Here is an 18,314-nt window from a genome sequence, read left to right as displayed (position 1 = left end):
AAGCATAGACCAGGAAATTAATGTGAGATGGGTCACTGCGAAGGGTACGGTGGGTATTGCCGGGAGGCGGCTGCGCCTTACCCGGCCTACGAACTGCGCGTTATGCCGATTCCGGCAGTCTGAAGCTGGCGATGCTCTGGGTCAGGTGTTTCGCCTGCTCTTCCAGCGAGGCGGCCGCGGCGGCGGACTCCTGCACCAGGGCGGCGTTTTGCTGGGTCACACCGTCCATCTCGGTCACCGCCTGGCCGACCTGGCCGATGCCGCGGCTCTGCTCTTCCGACGCCACCGAGATCTGCTCCATCAGCGCATTCACTTTATTGACCGAACTGATGATGGCATGAATCACCTCTCCGGAACGATTCACCAGCTGCGAACCGTTTTTGACGCTGGAGACCGACTGGGCAATCAGGTTTTCAATGTCCTTCGCCGCCACGGCGCTCTTCTGCGCCAGGGTACGCACTTCAGTCGCCACCACCGCAAAACCGCGGCCCTGGGTGCCGGCACGAGCGGCTTCAACCGCGGCGTTCAGGGCCAGGATATTGGTCTGGAAGGCGATGCTGTTGATCACGCTGGTGATATCTTCGATACGCTGGGAGTTGGCGGCGATGGTGTTCATGGTCTCGATCACCTCGCGGGTTACCGCCTCCCCGGTGCGGGCATTGTTCACCGCATCCTGCACCAGCTTACCGGCCTGATGCACATTGTCGGTGTTATTGGCGACCGTGGCGCTCAGCTGTTCCATGCTGGCGGCTGTTTCCGTCAGGGCTGACGCCTGCTGCTCGGTACGTGACGCGAGGTCGATGTTGCCGGAGGCGATCTCCTGCGAGGCGTAATTAACGGTACGGCAGGCTTCACGCACCTGGGAGATGGTATCCAGCAGGGCCAGACGCATCTGCTCCATCGAGCCCATCAGCAGATCGATTTCATTGTTCGAGCCCGCCTTCTGCGGTACGGCTTCCGTCAGCTGACCGGCGGCGATCTGGCTGCAGTGTTCCCGGGCCAGGTTAATCGGGGCAAAAACAAAGCGCTTCATCAGAACGCTCACCCCAATAATCACCACCACAAACAGCGCGGCAAAGGCGGCAATAATGGTTAACCCAGAGGCGAAATGCGCCCGCGCATCGTCATTAAGCTGCTTCGCGTATGTCTGATGCACCGTCAGAACCTGATCGAGGACGATTTCATACTGACGGTCGAGACGGGAAATCTGCGGGATCAGGGCATCAAATTTTGCCGCATCCTGCGCCGAGGCCGCGTCGATCAGCGGCGACAGCCCCTGATTGCGGTAAGCGAGCCAGGCATCATCATAGGCCTGCACTAACGGGGCTTCATCCGGCAGACGCGGCGCGGCATTGAAGGCGGCGAATGCGCCATCCGCTTTGGTCAGCGCCAGCTTCACCGAGTCCAGCTTCTCCGCGAGACCGGCTGTGTCACCGCTCTCCACCTGCTTCATGTACTCCATGACCCGCACGCGCAGGGTACGGCTGTGGTTAATGGGATCGATAATGGATAACACCACCTGAATTTCTTTATTCACGTTATCCAGAGAATCATTGCTTTTAATGGCCAGCCAGACATTACTGGCGGCACTGGCAACAAAGAAAAACAGCAGGGCTAGCAGAATGGCAAGAGACGACTTTTTTAACGACATAACTACCTCAGAAATAAAACGGTCTGAAGTGTTATCGGCATCCACCCCTTAATATTGAATTAAAGTTATTTATTTATAGGGATATTAATAATGCTGTGAATAGTTATTTAAATCATCACATTGCACAGCAGGACCTGATATTATGGCCCTGCCATTGATGGAAATTTTTTATCTGTTTAGCGGGTGATTATGTGCTGCAGAGTTAATCGTCTAAAGATTAAGCGTGGTGAAATTGCGGCCAGTGAATTTCGCCCACACCGTTTAATTTGGGTCGGGCGAATAAAAAGCCCTGAAAACGTCTGATACCTGCCGACTCCAGCCAGCACCACTCTTCAATTTTTTCAATGCCTTCTGCCACCAGCGCAATCTCCATATCGGTGCAGCAGCTGATGATCGACTTCACAATCGCCTGCTTCGGGCCACTTAAATGGATGTTGCTGACAATCTCACGATCGATTTTCAGTTTATCCGGCTGGAAGCGGGTCAGCAGCGATAGCCCGGCATAGCCTGAGCCAAAATCATCAATTGCCAGGCCAATTCCCGCCGCCCTTAACTGCTTGATGGCGCTGTTGAACTGGTTGAAGCCGGAGATCATTTCGTTTTCGGTGACTTCAATCACCACCTGTTCCGGCTGTAGCCGGTGGGCGAGGATCTGATCCATCAGAAAATCGACGGCGCCGGGCACATTGACCAGCGACATCGGCAGCAGGTTAATGGCAATTTTATGATCGCCAATGCCAATCTTTTCTGCCAGCGCAAAGGCGTATGCCTTGGTCAGCAGATCAACTTCGTAGACTTTGTCCTGATCGAGGGTGCTAAAAAAGCGCTCGGGGCTCCCGCCGTCGTTGCTGCGGATCAGCGCCTCCAGCGAGGAAATTTTGCCCTCGGTGGGTTGCACGATGGGCTGCAGGGCAAACTGACAGACCTGATTATCAATCAGCCCGGCGATGGCATCGCCAAAGGGATTATGCTCCGCGGCCAGTGTCCACCTCTCCGGCCGGAACTGAGATCCGCCCGACGTTCTTTTGGGCTGCGTGATAAACGTCTTAATAAATTTAAAGACCCGGTCTTCCGCCGCCAGATAATTATCCAGCTTGCTGTAACGCAATACCGATGAGAGCACCGATTTTGGCGTGTCGATCCGCAAATCGAACAGCAGCATACCAACATTTTCAAAGCGGCGGCGCGGGCCGTAATCACGCATCAACTCCACCACGCTGTCATGGCGCTTGTCCTGGCCGATCTTCGCGAACAAGGTCTCAATGACCTCTTCAGAGCCTTCGAGGATCTGCAAAAAATCATGACCGTTAAACAGCAAAATACCCGTGACATCCAGCGCGGTATTGTTTTTCCTGGCCTTTTCAACAAGTGTGAGGAGGGATATAGATTTGCAGGATGGATTTAACTGGCTTTTGTAAATGAGTGTCGTCAGCACAGTCATTGTTCCCGATAGAGTGTTAGGCCTTATAAACTATTGTTTAACATAAATTACATTTATCGACTAATAGTATTAAAAGGATATATCAGGAAAGAAGCGATTCGGCTCAAAAATAATCAATATGAATGTTTAATTCTGGCGGAGATGAAAATGAAACGTACGCTGCGGCTGTTGCTCTGTTTACCGGTGTACGCCCTCGCCGCTCCGCTGGTGCCACCCGCCGGTTTTACCCAGCTGCTACCGCACACGGGAAAAGGTGGCTGCGTTCCCCTGCCCGCGCCCTATACCGCCCCACTGACGCTGCGCAGTAAATATGAGGGGTCCGATAGCGCCCGCGCCACCCTCAATCCGCAGGCCGAACAGGCATATCGCACGGCAATCAAACCTGTCGTCGACTTTGAACGCGGGATCTCGACGATGGTGTGGCGCTATAAACAGAGCGGGGATCCGCACACCCTGGAATGTATTCTGGACGGCTACGCGGCCTGGGCTAAAGCAGATGCGTTGCTCTCCGGGGAGACCAGCCACACCGGTCGCGCCATGCGCAAATGGGCGCTGGCGACGCTGGCCAGCAGCTGGCTGGAGCTGAAGTTTACGCCGGGTACATCCTTTGTCGGACAACAGGACATTGAACGCTGGCTGGGCCAGCTGGCGGATCGGGTGGTACAGGAGTGGGACGGCCTGCCGCTGAAAAGCACCAATAATCACAGCTACTGGGCAGCATGGGCGGTGATGGCCAGCGCCGTGGCGCTCGACCGGCGGGATCTATTTGACTGGTCGTTAAAAGAGTACCGCATCGCCGCGGGGCAAATTGCTGCCGACGGCACGCTGGCAAATGAACAGCGCCGCGGCGAGCGGGCGCAATTCTACCATAATTATGCCCTGCAGCCGCTGGTGATGATCGCCAGTTTCGCCAGAGCCAATCAGGTGGATGTGACAAAGGAAAACAATGGTGCGCTGGCGCGGCTGGCGGGGTATGTGTTGCGACAGAATGAGGCACATCTGGTATGGCTGGAGCCCTGGTGCGCCATGAATCACTGCGATTCAGTCACGCTGTCACGCCTGCAAGCCAGCCGTCCAGCAGAGGATCGCCGCCTCGGCGGCAATCTCACCCTGCTCTATCAGCGTTAAATCTGCGCCATCCACGAACAGCTCGGTGGCATTGATAAAGCTGACGGCATCGGAGGAGGTAAAGGGATAGCCGGGCATGGCGCCCGGCGAAAGGATCAGTGCAGGATTTAGTTCAGGGTGTAGTCGAGGATGATTTCAGCTTTCAACACCTGCGACACCGGACACCCGGCTTTGGCCTTCTGGATGATGCCGTCAAACTGCTGCGGGTCAATGCCCGGGACGGTCACTTTACTCTGCAATGCAATTTTGCTGATGGCAAAGCCACTGTCGGTTTTATCCAGCGACACATCGGCGGTGGTGTCGATGGAATCGGCGGTGTAGCCGGACTCACCCAGCATCAGAGACAGCGCCATTGAGAAACAGGCCGCGTGTGCCGCGCCAATCAGCTCTTCCGGGTTGGTGCCCTTTTCCCCTTCGAAGCGGGTATTAAAGCCGTAAGGTTGCTGATTAAGGACGCCACTTTCGGTGGAAACCGTCCCCTTGCCGCGTTTGATATCGCCAGACCAATGTGCCGAACCGTGCTTGTGAATTGTCATAAATTGCTCTCCTTTTGGCTTACAAGGGGTTAAGTATAGAAGAGAGATCGCGCTTTGCGGCCAAGACGGAACATTCTCATCCCATTGCGCAGATATTCACCTGCTATATTTGAATCTTTAAAAGGAGGACAAAATGAACTCACCCGTCAGAGGTATCGACCATATCGGTATTACTGTACCGGATATTAATCAGGCCACGCTATTTTTTGAGCAGGCGTTTAACGCCAAAGAAATATATCGTTCCGTGGAGCCCGGCGACGGGAATATCGATCCAGCAGCTCAGCAGGAGACGTTGCGCTTATTCCCCGGGACAGAGGTTCGCGCCATTCGCATGCTGGCCATGCCCTACGGGCCCGGGATTGAACTGTTCGAAATGCACGGCCCGGAGCAGCAACCCCCGGCACGGCCAAGTGATTTTGGCCTGCAGCATTTCGCCCTCTATGTGGATGATTTCGCACAGGCGATAGCCCGCTTCACGGCGGCGGGCGGCGAAATGTTTACCGAACCTAAGCCCCTTTCCTTCCCGGCCGAGGAGGGAGAAGGCAATGCTTTTTGCTACGGTAAAACGCCCTGGGGAAGCGTGATTGAATTGATATCCTGGCCCTCGCCCATGCCTTATGAAAAATACACGGACCTGCGTCGCTGGAAGCCATGATATATCCTTAAAAGAACAGAGATTATGATATTTTTATTTCCAGGACGAGTCTTACACACAGCACGATAAAATTTTGCCATTCTGAATGTGCATTACGTCATTGCGAACCGGAACACTAAATAGAAAACGACACGGAGGCACTATGTTTACTTATACTTCAGCAACCACACCATCCGCACAGCCGGAGCTGGTAAATGCAATTGCACAGGGTTTACGCGCAGAACTGGGCGCTGTCACCGAAGATGACATTTTGATGGAACTCACCAAATGGGTGGAAGCCTCAGATAATGACATCCTCAGTGACATCTACCAGCAGACCATCAACTACGTGGTCAGCGGCCAGCACGCCAGTTTCTGAAAATCTGCTATGCTGGATCAGCAACCTTAGGGGTTACATTTCGTTCGCCTTATCACATCAACAGGATTGAGGAGTTAATATGAAATCGAACCGTCAGGCACGCCATATTCTGGGACTGAACTACAAACTCTCTAACCAGCGTAAAGTGGTGATTGAGGGTGACAGCGAAACGCAGGTCACCAACGCCACCGGCAGAAAACGCCACGAACCTAAGTAAGTTCGCTAAAGCATAACTGACACCACCGGCAAAACCGGTGGTGTTTTTTTCAGGATGCTAAACAACACACCCCATATCACCTGTCCTCGCTACGCCATAAGCCGCGCGCATTGGCGAGAATCAGGCCGGAAACGTTTTCACATTGGCACCAAAGATGGCCGGGCTACCCACGGGACTTGAGGTTTTCACTATCATCCTACCTTTGTCGTCGAAGCGCACGCTTGAACCATGACCACCGCTGGCATTGGCCATGAAGAATGGCCATATTCCCCCTCTTGCCTGGCCATTAATCTCCATTTGCTCGGCTGCGGTGTAAGTCGCATCTGATGTCATTATGATCTCAATACCATCAACAATGACCAACTGTTCGATGTAGCGTTGTAAATTCCCCTCAGGCCCGAACGTGCTTTCCCAGGTAACAGGGTTACCGACAGACCAGACATTCCTGTTGGCACGGGCATAACTCAGCAAGGCTGAATTGTACCAGTCACCCGGCTTAAACGTCGGGATGGTCACCACATGCTGGAAGGTCGCATCAATAGTGAAATCCGAGCTGGTGAATTTACTGCTGGTTTTGCTGAAATTACCGTTGCCGCCGAGGGAGAATATGCTGAAGAAACCACTCACTCCCCCTTTTGCCCAGGTATTGCTCACATCTGAAGATGACGTTTTACTATTTACATGAATCTCTTTTTTCGGCCCATGAGCAGTGGCACCACCCGTAATGTCACCGATCTGGATATTATACAAAGGGTAAGTACCAGGTACAAATGGGTGGTCAGTATCGATGTTTTTATAATATTTATCGGAAGCACCCGTGACAATATTGTGCTTATCCTTGTTGAAAACTGAAATAGCTTTCGCGGCCACGTTATCAGGTAGATGCTGATTAGCCCAAAACTCGAATAATCCCGACCACCCGTCGCCTTCCTTTATTTCGCTGCGGGTTACGGTCTTCTTGTAGTCCATCCATCTGGCCAGGTAGTCACCCATAACCCGCTTAAAATCATCACTATCAGGTGCCGTGACGGCGCTGAACAGGCCGCCATAGTTCTGATAGAAACTATTGAGAGACCCAACAGACAGAACGGTGGTAAGTGCTTTTGGTGGGAGGCTGTCTATTACCTGCCACAATTCGCCCGTGGTATAGGGTAACGGGGTCCCGGATTGCAGCAACATAAACGAGGATTTGTCCATCCCCAAGCCATTAACTACCGCCATATACCACATATTTTGTAGCGTTTGCATTGCCTTATCTACTTCAGCCATTCTCAAACTCCTTTTGGTTTAAATTGCTATAAAATACAGCCCGTAAAATCATTTAAAAAATAGCATTTCGTCAGGTAAAATATTTTCACCTCTTTATTCGTGAATGAATTCCCCCATGAGGATAGAAATAATTAAGATAATTATCCGCTTTATTTTGATGACCATAAGATAACACTTATATTTCCTGCCAATTACATTGAGACTTAACAGGTCCGATTACTGTGACTAGCTTCATACTTCTGATGATAATATTATTTAATACAGCTCGTGTAAATTCGCACATTAATTGTGAGTGATGTATTGGTGGTTAATTATAATAAAAACTGATCTTTTTAATATCAGCGCGTGGCACAATTAATCCTGAGCAGATTGCCTTCACTAACCCCCTTATCCAGCGTGGCAAACTGACACTATGATCACAACCGAACCTGTTTTTAATACGATGTTGCGGTTTTTAACATTCACCTCCTCTATACTATCCGCCTGACATCCCCTGCGGGCACGACAGCGACAATGATCAACACCAGTGCCAGGGACGGATTTCCAAAAATTAAGTGAGTGACATGGAAAACAAAGCAACCCGACATCGTTCCCTTTACATCCCTTATGCCGGTCCGGTTCTGCTGGAGTTCCCCCTGCTGAACAAGGGCAGCGCCTTCAGCATGGAAGAGCGCAGCAACTTCAACCTGCTGGGCCTGCTGCCGGAAGTGGTGGAAACCATCGAAGAACAGGCCGAGCGCGCGTGGATCCAGTACCAGGGCTTCAAAACCGAGATCGATAAGCACATCTACCTGCGCAATATTCAGGACACCAACGAAACCCTCTTCTACCGGCTGGTGCAGAACCATCTCGACGAGATGATGCCGGTGATCTACACCCCGACCGTCGGGGCCGCCTGTGAACGCTTCTCCGAAATTTACCGTCGCTCGCGCGGCGTGTTTATCTCGTATCAGAACCGTCACAACATGGATGACATTCTGCAGAACGTGTCGAACCACAACATCAAGGTGATCGTGGTGACCGACGGGGAACGTATTCTCGGTCTGGGCGACCAGGGGATCGGCGGAATGGGCATTCCAATCGGCAAGCTGTCGCTGTACACCGCCTGCGGCGGCATCAGCCCGGCTTACACCCTGCCGGTGGTGCTGGATGTGGGTACCAACAACCAGCAGCTGCTTAACGATCCGCTGTATATGGGCTGGCGTCACCCGCGCATCACCGACGACGAGTACTACCAATTTGTGGATGACTTTATCCAGGCGGTAAAACATCGCTGGCCGGACGTGCTGCTGCAATTTGAAGACTTCGCCCAGAAAAACGCCATGCCGCTGCTAAATCGCTATCGCGACGAAATCTGCTCCTTTAACGACGACATTCAGGGTACCGCAGCAGTGACCGTCGGCACGCTGATTGCGGCCAGCCGCGCGGCGGGCAACCAGTTAAGCTATCAGAAGATCGTCTTCCTCGGCGCCGGTTCCGCCGGGTGCGGTATTGCGGAGCAGATCATCGCCCAGACTCAGCGGGAAGGCTTAAGCGAAGAGCTGGCCCGCTCGCGCGTCTTTATGGTGGACCGTTTTGGCCTGCTCACCGACGCCATGCCGAACCTGCTCCCGTTCCAGACCAAACTGGTGCAAAAGCGCGAGAACCTGAAAAACTGGGATACCGACAACGAAGTGCTCTCCCTGCTGGATGTGGTGCGTAACGTCAAGCCGGATATCCTGATCGGCGTCTCGGGGCAGACCGGGCTGTTCACCGAAGAGATCATCCGCGAGATGCATAAGTACTGCGCGCGCCCGATCGTGATGCCGCTGTCGAACCCGACCTCCCGCGTGGAAGCCACTCCGCAGGACATCATCGCCTGGACCGAAGGCAATGCGCTGGTCGCTACCGGCAGCCCGTTTGCCCCGGTGGTATGGAAGGATAAAACCTACCCGATCGCCCAGTGCAACAACTCCTATATCTTCCCGGGAATTGGCCTGGGGGTCATCGCCTCCGGCGCCTCACGCATTACCGATGAGATGCTGATGTCTGCCAGCGAAACCCTGGCCAAGCACTCGCCGCTGGTGAACAACGGTGAAGGACTGGTGCTGCCGGAGCTGAAGGATATTCACGTGGTGTCGAAGGCGATTGCCTTTGCCGTGGGTAAGATGGCGCAGCAGCAAGGCGTGGCGGTGAAAACCTCTGCCGATGCGTTGCAGCAGGCGATTGACGAGAACTTCTGGCAGCCGGAGTACCGCAGCTACCGTCGGACGTCGATTTAAAATAAAAAAACCCGCTCAAGGCGGGTTTTTTATTATCAAAGCGCAAATTAAAGCGCTGATACGTTTCCGGCAGCAGGGCCTTTAGCGCCGCTTTCAATAGTGAAGGAAACTTTCTGGCCTTCATCAAGGGTCTTGAAATTATCGCTCTGAATCGCAGAGAAATGTACGAATACATCCTTGCTGCCGTCGTCAGGAGTGATAAAACCAAAACCTTTATCAGCGTTAAACCATTTTACTAAACCAGTCATTTTGTTAGACATAAATACTTCCTTAATTGATGAGCCACTTAAGCGCGGCGAAGATGGCCTGTATTTTTAGAGTGACTTATTGGGCACTATAGAAGGAGGCTCATGAAGAAGAGTATCTGATGATAACACTTGAACTGAGGACTGCTTTACTAAAACTGCTTTCATAAGGTCTGCTTTCCAAACCGATGAGCCATTAAGACACAGGGAAATTGATTATGCAATGTTTATGTTTTTTATCTTAACCGCTTAACCACCCGGATGGCTAAATGGCTGATAAACACCGGGTAATAAAAAAATAAATACAAGCATCAGAATGACTAAGCGTGTAAGGTGGCAATCCCTTAAATCAGGAGATGCCTATGTCCGGACGTAAAAACACGCAAGCCCGTCGTAATTATTTAGTAAAATGCCCATGCCCAGGCTGTACAAAAGATTCTGAACATAGCTTTAGCCGCGTACAGAAAGGGGCTCAACTTGTCTGCCCGTACTGCAGTACCTTATTTAAATCCACTCAGCGAATTTAAAAATCAGCAATTGCCAAATGCTCCGGATGCATTCGTTGCGTTACCGGCTCATTTGGCAATATAACTCACGTTCGATCGCTAAAGCAGACCTGCGATGCGGTTTATCTGTCGCACAGCCTTACTCTGATGGCGGTAGGCCTTTTGTCGTCACTGCGGATGGTAAATTCAACCTTTTGCCCTTCAAAGAGCGTTTCGACGTTATCATCTTCCAGCGCAGAAAAATGTACTGCGACATCTTTACTCCCGTCCAGCGGGGAGATAAAACCAAAACCTTTGTCTTCTTTGAACCACTTTACCAGGCCTGTAATTCTTGCGGACATACTGACTCCTGTTGAGCATCAATAGAGGTGAGCGTTCATAATAAACGTAATGGATTAAACGTCTGGGCTCAAAGGGAGGGGATATCAGCGATAGCGCCAGGTTATGAGAACTACTTAGTAAAATTTTTACGTTCGTTTGTATGTCGAACCGAAGATTTTATTAATGCACGTCCAGTGTCAATAAGCAAATTTATATTAGCCATACCGACGACCCGAAAAAAAATAACGAGAATAATCGGGAATACCCGCGCGTTATTTTTCGTAGGCCGGGTAAGCGCAGCGCCACCCGGCGTTTCGACAATTATTTCTTCTTATTCAACATCGCCTGTAAATCGGCAAAGGGGTTGTAGGTCGCCGCACCGACATCTTTTTGCGCGTCTTCACCAGCTACCACGGTGGTGCCGTACAGATCCGCTTCCGTGTATTTGGAATGCTCATGATCGTGGCAGAACAGACACAGCAACTCCCAGTTACTGCCATCTTCCGGGTTGTTGGTATGGTCGTGATCGATATGGTGAACCGTTAATTCACGCAGGTTCGAATAAACGAACTCTCGCGAGCAACGTCCGCATACCCACGGATAGATTTTAAGTGCTTTCTCGCGGTAGCCGCTTTCCAACCGCGAGTAGTTTTTAGGGATCAGAGCCATTGCTGAAGTTACCTGTGGCAAAAAGCTAATTTTACGCCAGTACGGCCGGGATTTCACCTGCGTTCACTGGCGCAGTCCGTGGTTTCTGCGACCTGATGCTGCGTCAACCACCAGAACACCAGCGCCAGCAGGCTGACTACCGCCCCCAACAGACATACCCCCTGCCAGCCAAAATGAGCATATGTGGCGGTGGTGCCAATGGCGCCCAGTCCGCTACCGACGGCGTAAAACAGCATATATAGCCCTACCAGCCGGCTGTGCGCATCCGGGCGGGTGCGGAAGATCAGGCTCTGATTGGTGACGTGCAGCGCCTGGCCGCCCAGGTCCAGCAGCACGATACCGATCGCCAGCGCCCACAGCGACACACCCATCAGCGATAGCGGCCACCAGGCCAGCAACAGCGCCAGAAGCGCTATCCCGCTGGTGCGCCGGGCATATCCCCTGTCCGCCCACTCCCCGGCCCGGGCCGCGGCCAGCGCGCCGACCACACCTGCCAGCCCGAAGGCACCAATCGCCGTGTGCGAAAAGCTGTAGGGCGGCGCGCTCAGGGGCAACACCAGCGCGCTCCAGAAGATGTTAAAGGCGGCGAACATCAGCAGCGCCAGTATGCCCCTCACCTGTAACAACTTCTCCTCATGCAGCAGGGTCAGCATCGAGGCCAGCAGACGGGGATAACTCAGCGTGCGGGAGGCCGGAGGCAGAACCGGCAGCCGTCGCCACAGGGGGATCGCAATCGCCAGCATCAGAAGCGCGGCGCAGAAATAGACTCCGCGCCAGCCTGCCAGGTCGCTGATGCCTCCGGCAAAGACCCGCGCCAGCAGCAGTCCAATGAAGACCCCGCCCTGGGCCGTACCCACTACCCGCCCCTGTTCATGGGGCGCAGCGGCGCTGGCCGCATAGGCGATCAGCCCCTGGGTCATCGCCGTGCCTAGCAGCCCAACGGTGAGCATACCTCCCAGCAATACCGGGGCGGACTGCGCCATCCCTACCGCAATCAGGGCGACGATCAGGGCCACCATTTGTATCGCCATCAACCGACGGCGATCCACCCGATCCCCCAGTGGCACCAGAAACAGCAGCGCCAGCGCGCAACCCAGTTGGGTGGCAGTGATGACACCGCCCACCGCCGCCTGGCTGATGTCAAAATCCCGCGCCAGGGCGTCCAGTAACGGCTGGGCGTAATAGACATTCGCCACGCTCAGGCCGCTGGCGATGGCGAACAGCCACACCAGGCTGGGTGATATACGCGCACTCGGTTGCACATTCATGCTGTTAGCTTCCTGTAATATGGTTTCAAGATAAAACCATTTAAAGGTAGGTCAGGTGGTTTTAAAATGCAACCACCAGCTTTATGCTGGTGCCCTTGCTGGTCATACAAAACCCCGCTACACTCCTTTCATTCATCAACCCACTGAATATAAAAGGAGGCTAATTATGCTGTGCTGTGAAATGTTTGAAATTTCACTTCACCTTGGTGATCGCACCTGCTCAAGCGTTATCGGTTTCGTGCTGCGATAACTTCGGCTTGAGCGAAGACACCTAAGACTGAATCCCTTCTCTCGGGCTTACCGGGTTATCGTCAGCGATGTATGACGAGGCATTTTCATGCCTGTAACTCTTGAGTAAGCAAATGAGTACATTACTGACTGCACTTTCTCTCCGTGTTGATACCGCCTTTGACACGCTGTTCAACGATCTCACCTTTAGCCTGAAAAAAGGCGACCGCATTGGTCTGCTGGGCGATAACGGCTGCGGCAAAAGTACCCTGCTGAAGATCCTCGACGGCACAGACACGCCCCTCTCCGGGACGGTCGCGCTGGCCGGGCACTGCCTGATGGCACGGGTGGAGCAACATCTCCCTGAATCCGTCTATCCACTGACCATGATCGACGCGGTGCTGGCGCAGCTGCCGGTGGCCGAGCGCGAAAGCCTGCGCTGGCGGGCAGAAACATTGCTGGCGGGCATGGGTTTTACCCTGCAGGACACTGGCCTGCAATCGGCTACCCTCAGCGGCGGACAGCACACCCGACTGCTGCTGGCGCGGGCGCTGATTAACGAGCCGGATCTGCTGCTGCTGGATGAACCCAGCAACCACCTCGACCTGCCGACGCTGCTGTGGCTGGAGCAGTTCCTGCAAAACTGGTCCGGCAGCTTTGTGCTGGTTTCTCACGACAGACAACTGCTGGATGCCGTCACCAACGGCAGCTGGATCCTGCGGGATAAAACGTTGCACTACTTCGCCCTTCCCTGCACCCGGGCGCGTCAGGCGCTGGCGGAGAAGGACGAGAGCGACGCCCTGCGCCATAAAGCCGAGCAAAAGGAGATCGACCGGGTCACCGCCAGCGCCAAACGGCTGGCGACCTGGGGCAAGGTCTACGATAACGAGGATCTGGCCCGCAAAGCCAAGCAGATGGAACGTCAGGTGGAGCGGCTGAAGGAGAGCCAGACGGCGCTGACAAACGGCACGCCCTGGACCTTAACCCTGCGCGGCGATGCGCTGCGGGCGGACCGGCTACTGGAGATCGACACGCTCAGCGTTCCGCCTGCGCCTGGCCTGCCAGCGTTGTTCTCGGCAGAAAACGTCCGGCTCAAAAGCGGCGATCGGGTAGCGATTGTCGGGCGCAACGGCTGCGGGAAATCCTCCCTGATGCGGCTGATCTGGCGGCAGTGTATTGCCAGCGAAACGCATGCCGGGCTGAAGATCCACCCACGCGTGGCCATGGGCTATTACGACCAGACCCTGCATCAGCTGGCGGATGACGCCACGCTGATCGACGCCCTTGAGCCCTTCGCGCCTGACCCGCAGCATCGCAAGATGGCGCTGATCTCCGCCGGATTCGCCTGGGCCCGGCACGGGCAAAAGGTCAGTACCCTCAGCGGGGGTGAACGATCCCGGCTGTTGTTTATTGGCCTGACCCTGGCCCGCTTCAGCCTGCTGATGCTCGATGAACCGACCAACCATCTGGACATGGAAGGCAAAGAGGCGCTGGCCGAAACGCTGCAACAGTTCGAAGGCGGCGTTCTGCTGGTCAGCCATGACCGGCAGTTAATCACCCAGAGCTGCAATCGTTTCTGGTTGATTGAAAATGGCCTGCTCAGCGAATGGCACGATGCCGACGCGGTATTTACCCGCCTGCGGGACGGCAACGGGGTCAGCGCCGTGCCGGTTCAGGCCGTGCGGCAAGATGAACCCGAGGCACATGAGGATCTGCTGGAACGGTTGATTATGCTGGAGACGTTGCTGGAAGAAGATCGGCTGCGTAAGCCTAAGCATCAGAAGCCGCAGCTTCAGGCCCAGTGGCAGGAGGAGATTGCCGCGCTGACGGCGCAGCTGTAGGACATCGCCCGGCGGGTAGCCGCCGCCGGGCCATTTTTTACTTCGGCTGATTCGTTTTCCAGGCATCCCATGCCTGTTTAATTTCCTGCTTCGCGGTGGCGGCATCGTTAAAGCCGTTCAGCTCCACCGACTTGCGCCCTTCCGGCAGCTGTTTGTAGACGCGGAAAAACGACTCCAGACGCTGCTGCTCAATTTTCGGCAGATCGCTCAGCTCTTTGATGTCGTCATAGGTCGGGTCAATTTTGCTGGCCGGAACGGCAACAATTTTGTCGTCTTTCTCACCGCCGTCGATCATCTTCAGCACGCCAATGGCGCGCAGTTTAATCAGAGTCCCCGGGGCCATCGGGGCGCGGGTATAGAAGATCACGTCCAGCGGATCGCCATCCCCCGCCAGCGACTGGGTCAGCGAGCCGTAGTTAGCCGGGTAAGCCACCGGCATCGACTGGAAGCGGTCGGCAATGATAAAACCGGTTTTGGCATCCGTTTCATATTTAATAATCCCGCCCGCCGGAATTTCGGTGACGGCATAAAACTCTTCCGGGTTGTTATCAGGCTGCGGGAATTCGAGGATATTCTGCGCCTGCACAGAAGCTGACAGGAGGACGCTCACAGCGAGAAGTTTTTTTACCAGATGCATTGTCTTGTTAACTCTTCGGTTTTTAAGAAGACCACACCTTACGGTTGCAAAATGGCAGAAAAATGACAGTTTCACTGCAGAAATATTTCCCCCTCCATCCATTGCGGTTATTACTTATTCTGCTATCACCGTTCCGCTAAAACCTCATTAAATGATGACATTATGTTTCACAGCCCTTGCCTCAATCATTAAAAAAATTAATCCTGAAGGAGTATGTCGCGCTGTTGGACGCATACCTGCCCCGCAGATCCTCAATATGAAAATGGAGATACATATGAAAGCTGCTGTCGTGACAAAAGACCATCAGGTAGAAGTGACCGAGAAAACCCTGCGCCCCTTGAAGCACGGCGAAGCGCTGCTGAAGATGGAGTGCTGTGGCGTCTGCCACACCGATCTTCATGTTAAGAACGGCGATTTTGGCGATAAGACCGGGGTGATCCTCGGCCATGAAGGCATTGGGGTCGTCAAGGAGATCGGCCCGGGCGTGACCTCCCTGAAGCCGGGCGATCGCGCAAGCGTGGCGTGGTTCTTCGAAGGCTGCGGCCACTGTGAATACTGTAACTCCGGCAACGAAACCCTGTGCCGTACCGTGAAAAACGCGGGATATTCCGTGGACGGCGGAATGGCCGAAGAGTGCATCGTCACCGCCGATTATGCGGTAAAAGTGCCGGAGGGACTGGAGTCCGCCGCCGCGAGCAGTATCACCTGCGCCGGGGTGACCACCTATAAAGCAGTGAAAGTGGCGGAGATCAAACCCGGCCAGTGGATTGCCATTTATGGCCTCGGTGGTCTGGGCAACCTGGCGCTACAGTACGCCAAAAACGTCTTTAACGCCAAAGTGATCGCCGTTGACGTCAATGATGAACAGCTGAAGCTTGCCACCAGCATGGGGGCCGATCTGGTCGTTAACTCCCGCAGCGAGGATGCCGCGAAATTCATTCAGGAAAAAACCGGCGGTGCCCACGCGGCAGTGGTGACAGCGGTGGCGAAAGTCGCCTTTAACTCGGCGGTGGATGCGGTTCGTGCCGGTGGCCGCGTGGTGGCGGTCGGTCTGCCGCCGGAAGCGATGAGCCTCGATATTCCACGTCTGGTGCTGGACGGCATACAGGTGGTGGGCTCGCTGGTTGGCACCCGTCAGGATCTGACCGAAGCCTTCCAGTTTGCCGCCGAAGGCAAAGTGGTGCCGAAAGTGGCGCTGCGTCCGCTGGGCGACATCAACGCCATCTTCAAGGAGATGGAACAAGGCCAGATCCGCGGCCGCATGGTGATTGATTTCCGTTCATAAGTCGCATGCCCGGCGGCGCTACGCTTGCCGGGCCTACGTAAACCGCGCCACCCCCGGCGCGGTTTTTTTATTGCCACTTTCCGCAAATCCTTAGCTCAATTCCTTGGTTCCTTTCTTTTGTGCCGCGCCCGAAGATGCCTTCGACGCTAACAAGAAAAAACATAAGGAATTCACCATGCAAACGCCATTTCGCCTGCCGCTGCTGACGGCGCTTATTCTTGCGAAGACGGCGACTTATGCCGCTGACACGCCGGTTAAAGGCGGCACGCTGGTCTATCTGGAGCAACAGGCGCACACCAATCTTTATCCCCCGGCGGGCGGGTTTTACCCCAACGGCGGGATCCTGAATCAGGTAACCGACAAACTCACCTGGCAGAACCCGAAGACCCTGGAGGTTGAGCCGTGGATCGCTGAGAGCTGGTCAACCAACGCCGATAAAACCGAATACACCTTTAAAATTCGTCCGGGGGTGACCTTCTCCGACGGCACGCCACTGGATGCTACCGCGGTAGCGAAGAACTTCGATACCTACGGCAAAGGCAATAAGGCCCAGCGCCTGCCGGTATCTGAAGTGATCAACAACTACGACCGCAGCGAAGTGATCGACCCGCATACGGTGAAGTTCTACTTCAAAAAGCCGTCCCCGGGCTTCCTGCAGGGCACCGCCACCATCGGCTCGGGGCTGGTCTCCCTGAGTACGTTACAACGTAACTTTGAAGAGCTGGGGGACGCCCGACATATCATCGGTTCTGGCCCGTTCGTGGTGAAAGACGAAAAGCTGGGCCGGGAAGTGAATCTCCAGGCACGTAAAGACTACGCCTGGGGGCCGAAGAACCTCGCCCAGCAGGGCCCGGCCAACCTTGATGGCATCACCTATCTGGTGACCCCGGAAGACAGCGTTCGCGTCGGCGCGCTGCTGGCCGGACAGGCCGACTTTATCCGCCAGGTGCAGGCCTATGACGAAAAACAGGCCACCGAACAGGGGTATCACATCTATGCCGCCCCCACCCGCGGAGTGAACGACAGCATCAGCTTCCGCCCGGATAACCCGCTGGTGGCCGACCTGCGGGTGCGCCAGGCGCTGCTGCACGCTACCAATGCCAGACAGGTGGTTGAGACCCTGTTCTCGCCGAACTACCCGCAGGCCAAATCGGTGATTGCCGATTCCGCCGCAGGGTATGTCGATCTCAGCGACAAGCTGACCTTCGACCCGGCCAAAGCCAGCAGCCTGCTGGATGAGGCGGGCTGGAAAGCAGGCAGCGACGGCATCCGCGCTAAAGACGGCCAGCGTCTGGCCCTGACTATCTACGAATCCCTGCCGCAGCCGCAAAATAAAGAGGTATTGCAGCTGGTGGCCCAGCAGTGGCGTCAGGTGGGCGTCGCCCTCAACGTGAAGGCCGGTGATGCCGGGAGCCATGCCCTCGACAACCTCGATCCGCTGAAAACGCCCCTCACCGTCTCGGAAGTGGGCCGCGCCGACCCGGACGTGGTGAAGAGCATGTTCTATCCGAATAACCGCGATGCCCTGCTGCAAAAAGGGGGCTCCAGCGACAAGGTCAACAGCTTCCGCGACGACAAGCTCAACGACCTGCTGGTGAACATCTCCGCCGAAGTGGACCCGCAGAAGCGCCTCCAGCTCACCGGCGACGCCCAGCGCTACCTGCTGGATAACGCCTACGTGATCCCGATCTTCGAGGAGCCGCAGGTGTTCGCCGGTGCGCCCTGGCTGAAAGGGGTGAGTTTTGAAGCGGTCGGTCGCCCGTCGTTCTACGGCGCGTGGCTCGAGAAACACTAAGGG

18 protein-coding genes are annotated in these 18,314 nt (G+C 54.8%); 9 read left to right on the top strand and 9 right to left on the bottom strand.

Annotated features, from left to right (window positions below; translation table 11 throughout):
* Positions 1–100 precede the first annotated feature (100 nt).
* Together M8318_RS05035 and M8318_RS05030 are read right to left on the bottom strand one after the other, a co-directional pair.
* On the bottom strand, positions 101–1,651 hold the full coding sequence (locus M8318_RS05035) for a methyl-accepting chemotaxis protein (protein WP_262661194.1): 1,551 nt from the start codon (positions 1,649–1,651) through the stop codon (positions 101–103).
* A 217-nt stretch (positions 1,652–1,868) separates the two neighbouring features.
* On the bottom strand, positions 1,869–3,086 hold the full coding sequence (locus M8318_RS05030) for a diguanylate phosphodiesterase (RefSeq protein WP_262661193.1): 1,218 nt from the start codon (positions 3,084–3,086) through the stop codon (positions 1,869–1,871).
* Positions 3,087–3,239: 153 nt separating this feature from the next.
* On the opposite strand from M8318_RS05030, the gene M8318_RS05025 reads away from it, so the two are divergent.
* Positions 3,240–4,220, top strand: coding sequence for a mannuronate-specific alginate lyase (locus M8318_RS05025; protein WP_262661192.1), 981 nt, complete (start codon positions 3,240–3,242; stop codon positions 4,218–4,220).
* Between the two features lie 107 nt (positions 4,221–4,327).
* Here M8318_RS05025 and M8318_RS05020 read toward each other — a convergent pair whose 3' ends face one another.
* Positions 4,328–4,756, bottom strand: coding sequence for an OsmC family protein (locus M8318_RS05020; protein WP_262661191.1), 429 nt, complete (start codon positions 4,754–4,756; stop codon positions 4,328–4,330).
* Between the two features lie 133 nt (positions 4,757–4,889).
* Between M8318_RS05020 and M8318_RS05015 the strand changes: the two genes are divergently transcribed.
* From M8318_RS05015 to sra, 3 genes are all read left to right on the top strand, one after another.
* Positions 4,890–5,411, top strand: coding sequence for a VOC family protein (locus tag M8318_RS05015; RefSeq protein WP_262661190.1), 522 nt, complete (start codon positions 4,890–4,892; stop codon positions 5,409–5,411).
* A gap of 142 nt (positions 5,412–5,553) precedes the next feature.
* Positions 5,554–5,769 carry a biofilm-dependent modulation protein gene (gene bdm / locus M8318_RS05010; RefSeq protein ID WP_106992870.1) on the top strand — a complete coding sequence of 72 codons (216 nt, stop codon included), beginning with the start codon at positions 5,554–5,556 and terminating at the stop codon, positions 5,767–5,769.
* Between the two features lie 79 nt (positions 5,770–5,848).
* A complete protein-coding gene (gene sra, locus M8318_RS05005; protein WP_039028746.1) occupies positions 5,849–5,986 on the top strand; it encodes a stationary-phase-induced ribosome-associated protein in 138 nt (45 codons plus the stop codon).
* A gap of 120 nt (positions 5,987–6,106) precedes the next feature.
* Here sra and M8318_RS05000 read toward each other — a convergent pair whose 3' ends face one another.
* On the bottom strand, positions 6,107–7,255 hold the full coding sequence (locus M8318_RS05000; RefSeq protein ID WP_262661189.1) for a hypothetical protein: 1,149 nt from the start codon (positions 7,253–7,255) through the stop codon (positions 6,107–6,109).
* Between the two features lie 563 nt (positions 7,256–7,818).
* Here M8318_RS05000 and M8318_RS04995 point away from each other — a divergent pair.
* Positions 7,819–9,516 carry an NAD-dependent malic enzyme gene (locus M8318_RS04995; RefSeq protein WP_166182457.1) on the top strand — a complete coding sequence of 566 codons (1,698 nt, stop codon included), beginning with the start codon at positions 7,819–7,821 and terminating at the stop codon, positions 9,514–9,516.
* Between the two features lie 47 nt (positions 9,517–9,563).
* Here the strand turns inward: M8318_RS04995 and cspE are convergent, their stop codons facing one another.
* Entirely contained in the window at positions 9,564–9,776 is a 213-nt protein-coding gene (gene cspE, locus M8318_RS04990) for a transcription antiterminator/RNA stability regulator CspE (RefSeq protein ID WP_166182458.1), read from the bottom strand.
* A gap of 341 nt (positions 9,777–10,117) precedes the next feature.
* On the opposite strand from cspE, the gene M8318_RS04985 reads away from it, so the two are divergent.
* On the top strand, positions 10,118–10,288 hold the full coding sequence (locus M8318_RS04985; RefSeq protein WP_332018257.1) for a YnfU family zinc-binding protein: 171 nt from the start codon (positions 10,118–10,120) through the stop codon (positions 10,286–10,288).
* 101 nt (positions 10,289–10,389) lie between these two features.
* Here the strand turns inward: M8318_RS04985 and M8318_RS04980 are convergent, their stop codons facing one another.
* From M8318_RS04980 to M8318_RS04970, 3 genes are all read right to left on the bottom strand, one after another.
* Positions 10,390–10,608 carry a cold shock domain-containing protein gene (locus tag M8318_RS04980; RefSeq protein ID WP_262661187.1) on the bottom strand — a complete coding sequence of 73 codons (219 nt, stop codon included), beginning with the start codon at positions 10,606–10,608 and terminating at the stop codon, positions 10,390–10,392.
* Positions 10,609–10,909: 301 nt separating this feature from the next.
* Positions 10,910–11,257 (bottom strand): HNH nuclease YajD, encoded by a 348-nt coding sequence (gene yajD / locus M8318_RS04975; RefSeq protein WP_262661186.1) that lies wholly within the window; start codon positions 11,255–11,257, stop codon positions 10,910–10,912.
* Positions 11,258–11,310: 53 nt separating this feature from the next.
* A complete protein-coding gene (locus tag M8318_RS04970) occupies positions 11,311–12,525 on the bottom strand; it encodes an MFS transporter (RefSeq protein ID WP_262661185.1) in 1,215 nt (404 codons plus the stop codon).
* 362 nt (positions 12,526–12,887) lie between these two features.
* On the opposite strand from M8318_RS04970, the gene M8318_RS04965 reads away from it, so the two are divergent.
* On the top strand, positions 12,888–14,594 hold the full coding sequence (locus M8318_RS04965) for an ABC-F family ATP-binding cassette domain-containing protein (protein WP_262661184.1): 1,707 nt from the start codon (positions 12,888–12,890) through the stop codon (positions 14,592–14,594).
* Positions 14,595–14,631: 37 nt separating this feature from the next.
* On the opposite strand, the gene M8318_RS04960 is transcribed toward M8318_RS04965, so the two are convergent.
* A complete protein-coding gene (locus M8318_RS04960; RefSeq protein ID WP_166182461.1) occupies positions 14,632–15,231 on the bottom strand; it encodes an inorganic diphosphatase in 600 nt (199 codons plus the stop codon).
* Between the two features lie 274 nt (positions 15,232–15,505).
* Between M8318_RS04960 and adhP the strand changes: the two genes are divergently transcribed.
* Entirely contained in the window at positions 15,506–16,516 is a 1,011-nt protein-coding gene (gene adhP / locus M8318_RS04955; RefSeq protein WP_262661183.1) for an alcohol dehydrogenase AdhP, read from the top strand.
* 175 nt (positions 16,517–16,691) lie between these two features.
* Complete coding sequence (locus M8318_RS04950; RefSeq protein ID WP_262661182.1) at positions 16,692–18,311, top strand: TIGR04028 family ABC transporter substrate-binding protein; 1,620 nt, start codon at positions 16,692–16,694, stop codon at positions 18,309–18,311.
* Positions 18,312–18,314: the final 3 nt, after the last annotated feature.

The sequence above is a fragment of the Leclercia tamurae genome, from assembly GCF_025566055.1.
Lineage (GTDB): Bacteria > Pseudomonadota > Gammaproteobacteria > Enterobacterales > Enterobacteriaceae > Enterobacter > Enterobacter tamurae.
The sequence above is the reverse complement of the archived record's forward strand: the minus strand, read 5'-3'. Positions and strand labels throughout refer to the sequence as shown.

Coding starts and splice junctions, on each gene's coding strand:
- cspE (WP_166182458.1), bottom strand. CDS start 9,776: ATGTCTAACAAAATGACTGGTTTAGTAAAATGGTTTAACGCTGATAAA.
- M8318_RS05000 (WP_262661189.1), bottom strand. CDS start 7,255: ATGGCTGAAGTAGATAAGGCAATGCAAACGCTACAAAATATGTGGTAT.
- M8318_RS04965 (WP_262661184.1), top strand. CDS start 12,888: ATGAGTACATTACTGACTGCACTTTCTCTCCGTGTTGATACCGCCTTT.
- yajD (WP_262661186.1), bottom strand. CDS start 11,257: ATGGCTCTGATCCCTAAAAACTACTCGCGGTTGGAAAGCGGCTACCGC.
- M8318_RS04995 (WP_166182457.1), top strand. CDS start 7,819: ATGGAAAACAAAGCAACCCGACATCGTTCCCTTTACATCCCTTATGCC.
- sra (WP_039028746.1), top strand. CDS start 5,849: ATGAAATCGAACCGTCAGGCACGCCATATTCTGGGACTGAACTACAAA.
- M8318_RS04970 (WP_262661185.1), bottom strand. CDS start 12,525: ATGAATGTGCAACCGAGTGCGCGTATATCACCCAGCCTGGTGTGGCTG.
- M8318_RS05035 (WP_262661194.1), bottom strand. CDS start 1,651: ATGTCGTTAAAAAAGTCGTCTCTTGCCATTCTGCTAGCCCTGCTGTTT.
- M8318_RS04985 (WP_332018257.1), top strand. CDS start 10,118: ATGCCTATGTCCGGACGTAAAAACACGCAAGCCCGTCGTAATTATTTA.
- M8318_RS04950 (WP_262661182.1), top strand. CDS start 16,692: ATGCAAACGCCATTTCGCCTGCCGCTGCTGACGGCGCTTATTCTTGCG.
- M8318_RS04980 (WP_262661187.1), bottom strand. CDS start 10,608: ATGTCCGCAAGAATTACAGGCCTGGTAAAGTGGTTCAAAGAAGACAAA.
- M8318_RS05025 (WP_262661192.1), top strand. CDS start 3,240: ATGAAACGTACGCTGCGGCTGTTGCTCTGTTTACCGGTGTACGCCCTC.
- M8318_RS05020 (WP_262661191.1), bottom strand. CDS start 4,756: ATGACAATTCACAAGCACGGTTCGGCACATTGGTCTGGCGATATCAAA.
- M8318_RS05015 (WP_262661190.1), top strand. CDS start 4,890: ATGAACTCACCCGTCAGAGGTATCGACCATATCGGTATTACTGTACCG.
- adhP (WP_262661183.1), top strand. CDS start 15,506: ATGAAAGCTGCTGTCGTGACAAAAGACCATCAGGTAGAAGTGACCGAG.
- M8318_RS04960 (WP_166182461.1), bottom strand. CDS start 15,231: ATGCATCTGGTAAAAAAACTTCTCGCTGTGAGCGTCCTCCTGTCAGCT.
- bdm (WP_106992870.1), top strand. CDS start 5,554: ATGTTTACTTATACTTCAGCAACCACACCATCCGCACAGCCGGAGCTG.